This window comes from Bradyrhizobium sp. JYMT SZCCT0428 (assembly GCF_018131075.1).
Taxonomy (GTDB): Bacteria; Pseudomonadota; Alphaproteobacteria; order Rhizobiales; family Xanthobacteraceae; genus Bradyrhizobium.
The window spans coordinates 54,956-69,100 of the sequence record NZ_JAFCLS010000035.1; the positions used below are offsets into that span (position 1 = coordinate 54,956).

General features: G+C 63.6%; 12 protein-coding genes. 10 read left to right on the forward strand and 2 right to left on the reverse strand.

The window, feature by feature from the left end:
* The first annotated feature begins 109 nt into the window (after nt 1-109).
* From lptF to JQ575_RS30135, 8 genes are all read left to right on the forward strand, one after another.
* Nucleotides 110-1,276: an LPS export ABC transporter permease LptF gene (lptF, locus tag JQ575_RS30100; protein WP_212036815.1), complete on the forward strand. Its 1,167-nt coding sequence runs from the start codon at nt 110-112 to the stop codon at nt 1,274-1,276.
* Nucleotides 1,273-2,370: an LPS export ABC transporter permease LptG gene (lptG, locus tag JQ575_RS30105; RefSeq protein ID WP_212036816.1), complete on the forward strand. Its 1,098-nt coding sequence runs from the start codon at nt 1,273-1,275 to the stop codon at nt 2,368-2,370. Before lptF ends, lptG begins: the two co-directional genes overlap by 4 nt.
* Nucleotides 2,316-4,868: an LPS-assembly protein LptD gene (locus JQ575_RS30110; RefSeq protein WP_409364838.1), complete on the forward strand. Its 2,553-nt coding sequence runs from the start codon at nt 2,316-2,318 to the stop codon at nt 4,866-4,868. Before lptG ends, JQ575_RS30110 begins: the two co-directional genes overlap by 55 nt.
* 71 nt (nt 4,869-4,939) lie before the next feature.
* The gene (locus JQ575_RS30115) at nt 4,940-5,881 is read left to right on the forward strand and encodes a SurA N-terminal domain-containing protein (RefSeq protein ID WP_212036852.1); all 942 of its coding nucleotides are present in this window, start codon (nt 4,940-4,942) and stop codon (nt 5,879-5,881) included.
* Nucleotides 5,882-5,884: 3 nt separating this feature from the next.
* Nucleotides 5,885-6,889: a 4-hydroxythreonine-4-phosphate dehydrogenase PdxA gene (gene pdxA / locus JQ575_RS30120; protein WP_212036817.1), complete on the forward strand. Its 1,005-nt coding sequence runs from the start codon at nt 5,885-5,887 to the stop codon at nt 6,887-6,889.
* Nucleotides 6,886-7,752: a 16S rRNA (adenine(1518)-N(6)/adenine(1519)-N(6))-dimethyltransferase RsmA gene (gene rsmA / locus JQ575_RS30125; protein WP_212036818.1), complete on the forward strand. Its 867-nt coding sequence runs from the start codon at nt 6,886-6,888 to the stop codon at nt 7,750-7,752. Before pdxA ends, rsmA begins: the two co-directional genes overlap by 4 nt.
* A gap of 12 nt (nt 7,753-7,764) precedes the next feature.
* The gene (locus tag JQ575_RS30130; RefSeq protein WP_212036819.1) at nt 7,765-8,823 is read left to right on the forward strand and encodes an alcohol dehydrogenase; all 1,059 of its coding nucleotides are present in this window, start codon (nt 7,765-7,767) and stop codon (nt 8,821-8,823) included.
* Between the two features lie 457 nt (nt 8,824-9,280).
* A complete protein-coding gene (locus JQ575_RS30135) occupies nt 9,281-9,505 on the forward strand; it encodes a hypothetical protein (protein ID WP_212036820.1) in 225 nt (74 codons plus the stop codon).
* Between the two features lie 189 nt (nt 9,506-9,694).
* Here the strand turns inward: JQ575_RS30135 and JQ575_RS30140 are convergent, their stop codons facing one another.
* Nucleotides 9,695-10,177 carry an Lrp/AsnC family transcriptional regulator gene (locus JQ575_RS30140; RefSeq protein ID WP_212036821.1) on the reverse strand — a complete coding sequence of 161 codons (483 nt, stop codon included), beginning with the start codon at nt 10,175-10,177 and terminating at the stop codon, nt 9,695-9,697.
* A gap of 112 nt (nt 10,178-10,289) precedes the next feature.
* Between JQ575_RS30140 and JQ575_RS30145 the strand changes: the two genes are divergently transcribed.
* Nucleotides 10,290-10,829: an alpha/beta hydrolase gene (locus JQ575_RS30145; RefSeq protein ID WP_212036822.1), complete on the forward strand. Its 540-nt coding sequence runs from the start codon at nt 10,290-10,292 to the stop codon at nt 10,827-10,829.
* A 63-nt stretch (nt 10,830-10,892) separates the two neighbouring features.
* On the opposite strand, the gene JQ575_RS30150 is transcribed toward JQ575_RS30145, so the two are convergent.
* Nucleotides 10,893-12,569: a tannase/feruloyl esterase family alpha/beta hydrolase gene (locus JQ575_RS30150; protein WP_212036823.1), complete on the reverse strand. Its 1,677-nt coding sequence runs from the start codon at nt 12,567-12,569 to the stop codon at nt 10,893-10,895.
* A gap of 274 nt (nt 12,570-12,843) precedes the next feature.
* Between JQ575_RS30150 and JQ575_RS30155 the strand changes: the two genes are divergently transcribed.
* Nucleotides 12,844-14,139: a caspase family protein gene (locus JQ575_RS30155; protein ID WP_249166987.1), complete on the forward strand. Its 1,296-nt coding sequence runs from the start codon at nt 12,844-12,846 to the stop codon at nt 14,137-14,139.
* Nucleotides 14,140-14,145: the final 6 nt, after the last annotated feature.

The window sequence follows — 14,145 nt, forward strand, 5'->3', positions numbered from 1 at the left end:
TGAGAGTGGAGACGGCTGAAAGGCTGGCGGCGCGACCTTGGGGATTCCGGTTTCGGGATTGGTCGCAGGCCGCTCTTTTGGCACGCTAGGTGGGATCGTGCGGTAAACGATGGGGTCGATCGACAAGTATATCTTCCGCACGACGCTTGCGTCGTTTGCGCTGGTCCTGGTCAGCCTGACGGGCGTGATCTGGATTACGCAAGCGTTGCGCGGCATCGACCTGATGACGAGCCAGGGTCAGACCATCATCACCTTCCTCGGCATCACCAGCCTGGTGATTCCCGCGCTGGTTCTGATCATCGCGCCGATCGCGCTGATGATCGCGGTCTCGCACACGCTGAACAAGCTCGCCACCGACTCCGAGATCATCGTGATGAACGCCGCCGGCTTCTCGCCGTTCCGGCTGTTCCGTCCCTTCTTCTACGCCACCTGCGTGGTGGCGCTGATGGTCGCCTTCATCGGTGCCTACCTGGCTCCCGACGGCATGCGCCGGATCAAGCAATGGGACGCCGAGATCACCGCCGACGTGCTGACCAACATCCTGCAGCCCGGTCGCTTCGCCCAGCTCGACCAGAACCTGACGATTCGCATCCGCGAACGCCTCCCGGGCGGCGTGCTCGCCGGCATCTTCGTCGACGATCGCCGCGATCCGAAAGAACGCGTCACCATCATCGCCGATCATGGCACGGTGCTGAAGAACGAGAATGGCTCGTATCTGGTGCTGGAAGACGGCAACCTCGAGCGATTCGAGGCGGGCAAGCGCGACCCCGCGCTGGTGGCGTTCGGGCGCTACGCATTCGACATGTCGAAATTCTCCAACCAGCGCGACGCGATACTGGGGATTCGCGAACGCTACCTCTGGGAGCTGGTTTCACCCGATGAAGACGACCCGGTGTTCAAGAAACTGGGCGGACAGTTTCGCGCCGAATTGCATGACCGCTTCATGGCGCCGTTGTATCCGTTCGCGTTCGCGGTCCTGACGTTCGCGTTTCTGGGCACGCCGCGCACCACGCGGCAGAGCCGCAATTTTTCGATCGGCGGTTCGATTGTCGCGGTGTTCGGCCTGCGCATGGCCGGATTCGCCTGCTCCGTCATGGCGGTGAAAAATCCCGCCGCCGCGCTGGTCCAGTACGCGATGCTGTTCGCATCGATTGGCGTCGGCTTGTGGATGATTGTCGGCGGCGTGGTGGTGGAGCCGCCGGCCGCCCTGATCGAGGCGATCAACAAATCGAATGCGCGCCTCGCGCGGCTCTTCGGTCGGCCGGCTACAGCATGAGCATGTTGACCAACACGCTCGGACGATACTTCGCAGGCCGCTTCCTGGTCGCGGCGGTGGGCGTGTTTGCGAGCATTTTCGTGCTGCTGGTGCTGGTCGACTACATCGAAATGGTGCGCAAGACCTCGGGGCTGGCGTCGGCGTCGGCGATTACGGTCGCGCAGACGTCGCTGTACCGCGTGCCGCAACTGCTCGAAAAACTGATGCCGTTCTGCGTTCTGATCGGCGCGATGACCTGCTACCTCGCGCTGTCGCGCCGGCTCGAACTCGTGGTGGCGCGCGCCGCCGGCGTCTCCGCCTGGCAGTTCATCTCGCCGGCGCTGGCCAGCGCGATCATCCTCGGCACCATCGCCACGGTCGCCTACAACCCGATGTCGGCCAACCTGCGCGAACTTTCCAAGCGGATGGAAGCGGAGCTGTTCGGCTCGGCGCCCGGCGGCGGCATTCAGGACGCTGCCGGATTCTGGCTGAACCAGATCAACAGCGAGGGTCAGACCATCATCAACGCCGCCCGCAGCGAGCGGCAGGGCGTGCGGCTGACCGGTCTCACGGTGTTCCGGTTTGATACAAACCTGCAGTTCAAGGAACGAATCGAGGCCCGCGAGGCGTCGCTGGAAGAAGGCCGCTGGGTGTTCAAATCGGTGCGCCGATACTCCCTCGACAAGCCGCCGATCGACCAGGAAAACCTGTACATCACGACCACCCTGACGCCGGCCCAGATTCGCAACAGTTTCTCGACCCCGGAAACTGTGTCTTTTTGGCAACTCCCCGGCTATATCCGATCTTCGGAGAGCTCGGGATTTGCGACCGCCGGCTACCGTTTGCAGTATCACAAGCTCATTGCACAGCCGTTTTTGCTGGCTGCGATGGTGATGTTGGCGGCGTCGGTCAGCCTTCGCTTCTTCCGGATGGGCGGCGTGCAAAAGATGGTTTTGAGTGGCGTGGGTGCGGGCTTTCTGCTCTACGTTCTGTCGAAAGTAACTGAGGATTTGAGCAAGGCTGAGTTGATGCATCCCATCGCTGCGGCGTGGTTGCCCGTATGCGTGGGCGGCCTCACCGGTTTTTTGGCCTTGCTGTACCAGGAGGACGGGTAGTGGCCGTTGTCGCCGCCCGCCAGTTGAGGTCGCCTGTGTTCAGGCGGCGCAGCCCGCTGCGCCGCTATCGGAGCCGCTTGGCCGCCGTTAGCGTTCCGATGATCGCCCTGCTCGCCGGCTTTGCCCTCGCAGGCGTGATCGGGCTTGCCTGGACGGCACCCGCTTCGGCGCAAGGCTTCACCTACAATCCCCGGCCGCCCAAAGCGCCGCCCCGGCCCGCCAACAACAACGGGCAAATGCTCGTGCAGGCCGTCGAGGTCGACTACGACTACAACAACCAGCGTGTGTCCGCGGTCGGCAATGTGCAGATGTTCTACAACGGCACCAGCGTCGAGGCCGACAAGGTTATCTACGACCAGAAGACCAAGCGCCTGCACGCCGAGGGCAACATCCGCCTGACGGACGCCGAAGGCAAAGTCACCTACGCCAACATCATGGATCTGAGCGACGACTACCGTGACGGTTTCGTCGATTCGCTACGCGTCGACACCGAGGATGCGACGCGGATGGCGGCAACCCGTGCCGACCGGAGCAGCGGCAATTACACCGTGTTCGAAAACGGCGTGTATACCGCCTGCGCGCCCTGCAAGGACGATCCGAAGAAGCCGCCTTTGTGGCAGGTCAAGGGTGCGCGCATCATCCACGACCAGACCGAGAAGATGCTGTATTTCGAGAACGCCCAGCTCGAATTCTTCGGTGTGCCGATGGCATATCTGCCGTATTTTTCGACGCCCGATCCCACCGTAAAGCGCAAGACCGGCTTCCTGATGCCGTTCCTCAGCTCTTACACGCCCTACGGCTACGGCGTGGAAACGCCATTCTATTGGGCAATTGCGCCGGACTACGACGCGACCTTCAATCCGCGTATCACGACCCGGCAAGGCGTGCTGTTTCAGGGCGAATTCCGCCAGCGCCTGATCAACGGCTCGTACGCGATCCGCGCCTATGGCATCAACCAGCTCGACCGCAGCGCTTTTGCCGGCCAGCCCGGCGACCGCGACTTGCGCGGCGGCGTCGAAACCAAGGGCCAGTTCGCGCTCAACGACAAATGGACCTGGGGTTGGGACGGCGTGCTGCTGTCCGACTACTTCTTCATGTCCGACTACCGGTTGGCCCAGTACAGGGATACGCTGGGATCGTTCCTGAGCCTGCCGACCGAAGCGATCTCGCAGCTCTATCTGACCGGCGTCGGCAATCGCAGCTTCTTCGACGCGCGCACGATCTACTATCTCAGCTTCTCCGGCAGCCAGGAGAAGGTTCCGGTCATCCATCCGGTGATCGACTATTCCAACGTGCTCAACAGTCCGATCTTCGGCGGTGAGGTCAGCTACAAGACCAACTTCACCAGCCTGTCGCGCTCGACCGCGGCGTTCGACCCGATCACGACGCTTGCAAACACCAACGCGCTCTGCACCACCGCGTCCGCCGATCCGCTCGCGCGGGTACCCTCGCAGTGTCTGCTGCGCGGCATCCCCGGCACCTACACGAGGTTCACCGCGGAAGCGCAGTGGCGGCGGTCGTACACCGACCCCTACGGCCAGATCTGGACGCCGTTCGCGATCGCCCGCGTCGACGCCGTCGATGCCTCGATTTCGAATCAGCCGGGCGTCTCGAATTTCCTGCCCGTCGGCGACACCACCGCGCTGCGCGTGATGCCGACCGTCGGCCTCGAATATCGCTATCCCTTCATCAACGTTCAGCCCTGGGGCACCACCACGATCGAACCGATCGCGCAGGTCATCATCCGCCCCAACGAGACCTATGCCGGCAGGCTGCCCAACGAAGACGCGCAGAGCATGGTGTTCGACGCCAGCAATCTGTTCGCGATCGACAAGTTCTCGGGCTACGACCGCATCGAAGGCGGCGGCCGCGCCAATGTCGGCGTGCAGGCGACCACGCAATTCGACCGCGGCGGCAGCGTCAATGTGCTGTTCGGGCAATCCTATCAGCTGTTCGGCATGAACTCGTTCGCGGTCGCCGACCTGACCAATACCGGTGTCGATTCCGGCCTGCAGAACACGCGCTCCGACTACGTCGCCCGCGTCAATTATTCGCCCAACCGGACCTATACGTTCAGCGTGCGCTCGCGCATGGACGAAGCAACGCTCAACCTCAATCGTTTCGAGGCCGAGGGCCGCGCGTCATTCGACCGCTGGTCGGTCAGCCTGCTGTACGGCAATTATGCGGCGCAGCCCGCCCTTGGATACCTGACCCGGCGCGAGGGCCTGCTCGGCAGCGCATCGGTCAAGCTGGCGACGAACTGGGTGGTGTCGGGTTCCGCGCGGTGGGATCTTGAAGCCAACAAGCTCAATCAGTACATCATCGGCGCAGGCTATGTGGACGACTGCTTCGTGCTTGCTGCCAATTATGTGACGTCCTACACCTATTCCGCCGGCACCACGCCGCCGGTCCTCAGTCACGGGTTCATGCTTCAGATCGGCCTGCGGACCATTGCGAATTCGTCCACGTCGGCCACCGCCGCCGGCGGCCTTCAGTAGCGTGGGCGAAGCCTTGCTAAACAGTTCCCGGCGTATTGCGGATCGAATTGGTTGATGCGCCTGACATGAGCATGACGACCATCAAGCCTCGACATCATCACCTCCGGTCCCGGATCGCAGGCTGCTCGGTTGCGCTGGCCATGCTGACCAGCAGCGGCACTCACCTGCACGCGCAATCGATCGCCTGTATGGTCACCGGCGAACCCATCACCAATCTCGATATCGAGCAGCGCACCAAGCTGAACTTCCTGACGACCCGCAAGCAGATGCCCCGCCAGGAAGTGATCGACCAGTTGATCGACGAAAAAGTGAAGATCCGGGAAGCCAAAAAATTCGGCGTCGACCCCACGGCCAGCGATGTCGATCAGTCCTTCGCCCAGATGGGTTCGCGAATGCGGCTCTCGACCGAGCAGCTGACAAAATCACTTGAAAGCCAGGGCGTCCGGCCGGAGACCCTGAAGGCCCGCCTCAAGGCCGAGATGGTTTGGACCAGCCTGGTGCGTGGCCGCTACAAGGAGAGCCTCCAGGTCGGCGAAAAGGAAGTCAACGCCGCCGCCCAGGAAGGCGGCGAGGCGACGAAGGTCGAAGCCTTCGAATACAAGATGCAGCCTATCGTGCTGCTCGTGCCGCGGGGCGCCCCGCCGGCCGCGATCGAAGCGCGGAAAAAGGAAGCCGAAGTCCTGCGCGAGCGCGTCCAGAGCTGCGAGGCGGCCAATTCCTACTTCAAGTCGATGCAGAACGGCACGATCCGCGATTCAGTCACGAAAACATCGGCCGAGCTTGCCCCCCCGTTGCGCGAGATGCTCGACAAGACTCCGATCGGCCATCTGACCCCGCCCGAGATCACCAAGCAGGGCGTGGAAATGGTCGCCCTGTGCAGCAGGAAGCCCACCACCGTCGATTCGCCGAAGAAGCGCGAAATCCGCGAAAAGATGTATACCGAGAAATACGAGGCGAAGCAGAAAGCCTATCTGGCCGAGATCCGCAAAGCCGCAATGATCGAATGTCGTTGATGCATGGCAAAGCCCCTCGCGCTGACATCCGGCGAGCCTGCGGGCATCGGTCCCGACATCGCCATCGCAGCGTGGCTCCGGCGTAACGAACTCGGCCTCCCGCCGTTCTATTTGCTCGGCGATCGCACCTGCTTCGCCGAGCGGGCGAAGATTCTCGGATTGAAAATCAAACTCGCGGACACCAGTCCGGAGGATGCGGCCACAGCTTTTGCCAGCGCATTGCCTGTCGTGGCTACGGGCGAAGCCGCAACCGCGCCGCCAGGCCAGCCGGACACCACCAGCGCAAGCGCCGCACTCGCTTCGATCCGTCAGGCGGTCGACCATGTCCGGGCCGGACGGGCCAGCGCCGTTGTCACCAACCCGATCGCCAAAAGCGTGCTGTACCGCGCCGGCTTCCGGCATCCCGGCCATACCGAATTTCTCGCCGAGCTCGCCGCCAATGGCGGGGCGGCACCGCAGCCGGTGATGATGCTGTGGTCGCCGGCGCTCGCGGTGGTGCCGGTGACGATCCATCTATCGGTGCGCGACGCGCTCGCGCAGCTTTCGACCGATCTGATCGTGACGACGGCCCGCATCGCGGTGGCCGACCTGAAGGCCCGCTTTGGTCTCGCCAGCCCGCGCCTGGCCGTATCAGGCCTCAATCCGCATGCCGGCGAAGACGGCTCGCTCGGCATGGAAGACATCGAGGTGGTGGCGCCGGCCGTCGACATCCTGCGGCGCGACGGCATCGAGGTCCGGGGGCCGTTGCCCGCCGACACCATGTTTCACGAAGCCGCGCGAAAAACCTACGACTGCGCGATCTGCATGTATCACGATCAGGCGCTGATCCCGATCAAGACCATCGCGTTCGAGGATGCCGTCAACGTCACGCTGGGATTGCCGTTCATCCGCACCTCGCCCGATCACGGCACGGCGTTCGACATCGCCGGCACCGGCCGCGCCAACCCGTCGAGCCTCGTCGCGGCGTTGCGGCTCGCCGCGCGCATGGCGGCGGCCACACCTGAATGAGCGCGATCGACGATCTGCCGCCGCTGCGCGACGTCATCCGCGAACACTCCCTGTCGGCCCGCAAAACGCTCGGCCAGAATTTTCTGCTCGACCTCAACCTCACGGCACGGATCGCGCGCGCCGCGGGTCCGCTCGAGGGCGCCACCATCATCGAGGTCGGCCCCGGCCCCGGCGGGCTGACGCGCGCGTTGCTGGCGCTGGGCGCGCGGCGCGTCATCGCCGTTGAGCGCGACGAACGCGCGCTGGCGCCGCTCGACTATATCGCCAAGCGCTATCCGGGTCGGCTGGAGATCGTGCACGCCGACGCGCAGCATTTCGATCCCCGCCCCCTGCTCGGCGGCGAGCCGGCCAAGATCGTCGCCAACCTGCCCTACAACATCGCCACGCCATTATTGGTGGACTGGCTCTCGATCGAGCCGTGGCCGCCCTGGTACGACATGATGGTGCTGATGTTTCAGCGCGAGGTCGCCGAACGGATCGTCGCGAAAGAAGACGACGAGGCCTATGGACGCCTCGCCGTGCTCGCCAACTGGCGCGCCGAAACCAAGATCCTGTTCGACATATCGCCGGCCGCCTTCGTGCCGCAGCCCAAGGTTACGTCGTCGGTGGTGCGGCTGGTACCGCGCAGCGCGCCGGAGCCGTGCGACCGCCGCGCGCTCGAGCAGGTGGCGGCTGCAGCCTTCGGCCAGCGCCGGAAAATGCTGCGCCAGAGCCTCAAATCGCTGTCGGTCGATCCGGCCCGGCTGGCCGCCGCCGCTGGCGTCGATGCGACCCGGCGCGCCGAGACGATCCCGGTTTCCGGCTTTGTTGCCATGGCCCGTGAATTGACCAATATACGAACCACAAAATCAAACGTTCCCTGAGGAGAAAATGCCATGGCGCTGATGCGACGCCAATCGCTGGTCAAATTCGATGCGCCCCTGTGCGAAACCATCGTCGACACGCCCAAGCCTCAAGGCAACGAAGTCCTGGTACGCATCGAACGTTGCGGGCTGTGCCACTCCGACCTGCACATCCAGGACGGCTACGCCGATCTCGGCGGCGGCAAGAAGCTCGATACCACGCGCGGCATGACGCTGCCGTTCACGCTCGGCCATGAGATCGCGGGCGTGGTCGAGGAAGTCGGCCCCGATGCGCCGAAGGACCTGATCGGAAAGAAGCAGGCGGTATTCCCCTGGATCGGTTGCGGCCAGTGCCGCGACTGCGCGAATGGCGACGAGAACCTGTGCGTCAAGCAGCGCTTCCTCGGCGTCTCCATCGACGGCGGCTTTGCCAGCCACGTGCTGGTACCCGACGCGAAATATTTGCTGGATTACGATCCGCTGCCGGTCAACCAGGCCGCAACGCTGATGTGCTCCGGCGTCACCGCCTATGGTGCGCTCAAGCGCCTGGTCGATCGTCCACGGCAGCGTAACCTGCTGCTGATCGGGCTCGGCGGCGTCGGCATGATGGGACTGTCATTCGCGCAAGCGATGTTCACGCAGAAGATCGCGGTGGCGGACTTAAGCCCGGCCGCACGCGAGAGCGCCTTGAAGAACGGCGCCGCTGTCGCTTACGACCCGGCAGAGCCCGACGTGGTCAAGCGCATGATTAAGGAGACCGAGGGCGGCTTCGACGAGATCGTAGACTTTGCCGGCAACGAAAAATCGATGGCCTTTGCGGTTTCGGTCGTGGCGCGCGGCGGCAAGATCGTGGTCTCCGGCCTGATGGGCGGCAATTTCAGCCTGCCGATGGTGCAATGGGTCTACAAGCGCATGACCATCGAAGGATTCATGGTGGGCACGCTGGCCGAGGCCAGGGAATTGATGGCGCTGGCGCGCGCCGGCAAGATCAAGCCGACGCCGATGAAGGAAGAACCGATGGCCGACGTCCAGAAATGGATCGACGAGTTGCGGGCCGGCAAGGTCGTCGGGCGTATCGTGCTAAAGAACTGAGGCGATGCAGGCGCGCAGCGTTGCCATGAATTGCGGCAACAGCGACGCTGTCGCGTCTTCCGAGGCATTACCGGTAAGTTAGATGCACCGTCACCGTAGTTCCACGGAATCGTTGGCGGTGTTGCTCCTGATCCTTCTTCCTCTATTCAACCAGCCAAAGCGAATCTTGTCCGGTCGTTGAATACCAGGCTTGGGGTCAAGCAAGGTATCCCAGGCCGCTTGCGCTTGCCATCGCTTGAAGGTGCTGCGCGTTTTTCGAATCGAGATCGATCTTCGTAGGCTGCATGCTGCAGCCGCGCGACCCGCAGGTGCCTCGTCGATGTGCACGCGATGATGCGGTCGCGATACCGAAACGCAACAGGCGACCGCAATCAGATGTCCTGCGCGGAATTGTAATGAAGGAACCAAACAGACTCAGGTTAGATTCCATGCAGTTGGAATTTGGCAGGGGGCTCTAATGCCATACTTCAATTTTGATCTCGTCGTCGGCGCTGAGTTTAAAAACCAGGGCGGCATGATCCTCGAGAACACAGATTACGCGATCGATAAGGCTGATAGCCTCGCGAACGAGCTTTGCATCGTTCGCCCCGAGCTGTGTTCGAAAGGATGTGCCGTGCGCGTTACGGACGGGGACAGTAACGAGCTCTACCGCACTCCGCTCGAGACTATCGGCCGCGGATGAAATTGTCCGGTCGTGCACGATGAGCGCATGATCTTGCGAATTGCTGCGATGCGTCCATTGAGTGCACTGTCACCGTAATTCCCCGGTGGTGGCGCGCGACGGCAAGATGGTCGGCAGCATTGTTCTGAAGAACTGAAGCGAGCCTGCTCGACAAAATACGGTGCGAAATGACGACTGAAACAGAAGTCGTCATGCGCCGGCGAGCTGGATCAACTTGCGGCCGATCGGTTTGGGTTGTTCGCTGCGCAGGACCAGCGACGTTGTTACAGAGCCGTGTTTGGCAACAGCGTCCACGATCGTTTCAAGCTGTTGCGGAGACGGCACGAAAACCTTGAGAATGAAACAATCCTCTCCGGTTAGTCGCAGCACCTCCATGACGTGAGGCATTTGGGAAAATTGCCTCAGGCAAGCCTGAATATGTTCGTGAGTTGTGCGCACGCGGATGACAGCCATCATTCCCAACCCCAGTGCGGCGGGGTTAATTCGAGCTCCATAGCCGGTAATGACGCCGCGCTCCTCCAGTCGCTTGACCCGTTCGGACGTCGCGGGCTGAGAGAGTCCGATCCTCCGGCCAAGCTCTGACATCGCGATACGTCCATCCTCCTGCATGGCCTCGATGATCGCGATGTCTGTGGGATCGATGGCTACGACGTTGTTTTCTCGGGATGACATGGGGTGAACCTTAAATCCATCGGTGCGCGCGCTTCTTTTCCGATCATTTCCCATTCCCGATCGCAACGGAAGACGTCAACTTTGTCCCCTTACAAGGGATAACGGAGCGGACATGGTTGAGATCATTATTGTGCCGGGGATCGGAGGATCGGGTGAGTTGCACTGGCAAACCCGCTGGGAAGGTGCAAATCCGCAATGGCGCCGCCTCCAATCGACGGACTGGAATCAGCCTGAACTCGATGACTGGATCGCGGCGCTAGATCGCGCGGTTGGTGCAGCCCGGCAGGCGCCGCTCCTCGTCGCTCACAGCCTGGGGTGCCTCCTGGTGGCGCATTGGCAGCAAGTTTCAACGGCGCCGGTGGCTGGCGCATTCCTCGTGGCGGTGCCGAACCCGGAAGCTCCGGCCTTCCCGGTCGAGGCCGCCGGTTTTGCCAATCCGCCGCGGACGGAATTCAGGTTTCCCTCGCTCATCGTCGCGAGCGCGGACGACCCCTATGGCACGGTCGAATATGCCCGAGAGAGAGCGAACCAGTGGGGAGGCGGTATTGTCGAGGTCGGAGAACTCGGACACATCAACGAGACCAGCAAGCTTGCGGACTGGCCGCAGGGAAAGGCATTGTTCGCGGCTTTCGCCGCGGGAACAGCGAGCTGACGGCAAGGCAGTCCCGGCTAACGCCAGCCCCCCGCCGTCAGATCGGATCGCGTTTCTCCCGCCTCACCGCCCGCAGACGAAGCTGGCGGCATTTTTTGAATCGCCTGACTTGTATTGCGGCCAGGCCGGCCACTGGCAAAGCGGCAGTGAGCGATCAGCGGTGATCGGCAGCGCCGGTTGCTGTTCGACGACGGTGAGATTTCCAGGTGCACGGCCGCCCTCCACCCAGTCGACCAGAACCGACAGCATGTCGACGTTCGCCGGTGCGCCGCTTCCGACGTGGTCGACACCGGGCGCGGCATAGAGGCGGGCGAATTCGGCAGTCGCCGCCTCACCCATCCGCTTCTGCACCTGTTCGAAATAACCGATCCCCGCGTAGGGGCTCTGCGCGTAGTCGGCCATGTATTCAAGCATGATGAGCTTGCCGCCCCGGGCCTTGAACGCGCTGAGGTCGGGATTGGTCGAATCCATCAGCCCGGAAACCTCGCGCACCCGCTCGGCAAAATCCTCCACCCGGTATTTGCGGACATCGAAATTCGGATCGCGCGCGAAGATATGCGCGATGCCGCCCGCCCCGTAGACCCAGGCGATGCCGTTGGCAGGCACCGGCGGCAGCGCCGGAGGTGCGGAGCCCAGCCACCACGCACTCCATCCGCCGGTCGGGCCAAAGGATTTCGTCCCCTCGCCGGAAACGCCCCACCCCGGATATTCGGTGACGCCGTTGGCAAGCGCGAACGGGAATTTATAGGGGGAAAGCAGCGTGCGAATGGCGGTGAGCTGCGCTTCGCTGAGGCACGAATCGCCGCTCGTGCCGCCGGCGCAGAGCAGTTTCGCCGGATCGAAGCGCGCCTTGCAGCCGACCGCGTCTTCCACCAGCGCATCGGCAACGCCGTCCTGCGCATCGCAGGCCGCGAGCACCGCATCGTGCACGACCTTGACCTGCGCCGGGCGAATCCACCCCTCCCCCCAGGTCGCAAGGCCGGCGCGGGTGCCGGCGTGCTGCAGGCCAACCCAGTTGATCACGGGAACGCGGGCGAAGATGCCGTCGAAGTCGTTCGGGTAGCGCTGCGCCATGGTCAGCCCCTCGCGGCCGCCTTCCGAACTGCCGACGAAATACATCCGCTCGGGCTTCGCGCCGTAAGCCCGCTCCATCAGCATGGCGGCAGCGTCGCGCACTTTCTTGTAGGAGGCATGCGCAAAATTGACGAAGGCCTCGTCGTTCGCGGCAAACAGCTGAGGCGGTTCGCCCGGCTTGGTCTCGTGACCGGAATCAGTGCCGTAGGTCGCAAACCCCCGCGCCAGCGGCGAGGCGCTGTCAAAGGGCGCGGCCGGCGGCAGGCTGAGCCCGGTGATCAACACGCCGTTGAATCCGCCGCCGCCATACTGCACCGAGCGCCCGTTCCATTGCAGCGGCAGATTGAGCTGAAAGCGGATCGGCGGCGCCTTCGGATCGGTCGGATCGATATGACCCAGCACCCGGCAGAATTGCGGGGTCGCGGGACTGATGCGGGCGGCGGGGGTCGGTCCGCCCGGCGCGACGGTCAGCGGCTTCGCCTCGGTGAGCGCGGCCGTATCGACCTTGATCGCGCCGCTGCCTGCACCCGACAATGCGGCGCACGCCGCGACCGGGTCGGCGCCGAGAGGTCGCTCGGCCGCAGCGGCCAAGGCTGGCAGTGCGATGAGACCGCATAGAAATACCGTCGTCGTGATTGGCCGCGATACGGCAAACTTCGTGCTCATGCGATCCTCCCGCGGACCTCTCTTTTGGGTCCTGTCAGACGAAAACTGCCACAAAGCCCGACCGGCGTCACGCCTCGGCCTTGCAGCGACGCGCCACCACCACGCAGCGACGCTGTCGAAGCATTAGGCCGCACCGATCGGACATCCGGCCCGCTTTTCGCGGGCCGCGCAGGCTGGTATCCTGTCGGCATATTGCGGGGAATTATTGGATATGCGCGGGGCTTTCGACGGCAAGGTCTGGACGTTTGCAGCGTTGGCGCTTCTGCTGTCGCTGATGCCAGCCGCGCCCGCCGCCGCCGAGAAACGTATCGCGCTCGTCGTGGGCAACTCCGCCTACCAAAACGTTCCACGGCTCGACAATCCACGCAATGACGCGACGCTGATGGCCAGCACGCTCGCCGGCCTCGGTTTTACCCTGGTCGGCGGCCGCGCCCAGCTCGATCTCGACAAATCGGCCATGGACACCGCCGTTCAGAATTTCGGCCGCCAGGTCCAGGGCGCCGACGTCGCGCTGTTCTACTACGCCGGCCATGGCGTTCAGGTCGCGGGTTCGAACTATCTGGTTCCGGTCGGCGCCAATCCGACGCGCGAGGCCGATGTCGATTTCCAGATGGTGGACGTCAACCTCGTGCTGCGCCAGATGCAGGGCTCGGGCACGCGGCTCAACATGGTGATCCTCGATGCCTGCCGTAACAATCCGTTCGGCGCGCGCGGCCTGCGCGCCTCCGACGGCGGCCTCGCCCAGATGCGCGCGCCGGAAGGCACGCTGATTTCCTACGCGACGCAGCCCGGCAACGTCGCGCAGGATGGCACCGGCGGCAACAGCCCCTACACCAAGGCGCTGGCGGCGACGATCAAGCAATCGGGCCTCGATATTTTCCAGACCTTCAACCAGGTCGGCCTTGCGGTGAAGCGCGAGACCGGAGGCGCGCAGCAGCCCTGGGTGTCGTCTTCGCCGATCGACGGCACGTTCTACTTTGTCGCGCCCAGTTCGCCCGCCTCGCCGCAGGTCGCGGTCGCACCGCAACCGGCGCCGCAGCTCTCCAGCACGCTACGCCCCGATCCCGACCGTATCCCGATCAAGGACGTCGCGCTGCTCAGGGAATTGAGCGACCGGCTTTACGAGCACAATTTCGATCCGGAGCCGCTCGACAGCAAGAACGGCATGCGGCTGGCGATCAGCCAGTTCCAGGCCAAGAGCAGCATGACGCCGACCGGCGAGGCCACCGAGGGCGTGCTGACGCGGCTGCGCAAGATGGACGATCTCAAGCCCTGGGGCTCGATCGTCTACGGCCCCGACAGCAACAAATGGGGCATCTCCTGGAATCACGCGTCGCGGCGCGCGGCGGTCGACGACGCGCTCAAGAATTGCGGATCGAGCAAATGTCCGCTCGAGCTGAGCTTCTATGGATCGCGCTGCGGCGCGTTTGCGATCTCGGGGAATTCCTACTCGCTGGTTCAGCGCGACACGGTCCAGCGCGCCAAGGAGGCCGCGCTTGACGAGTGCAACAAGGCTGGCAAGTCTTGCCGCATCATCGGTGCCGTCTGCGCCGACGGATCCGGCCGCTAGATTTTA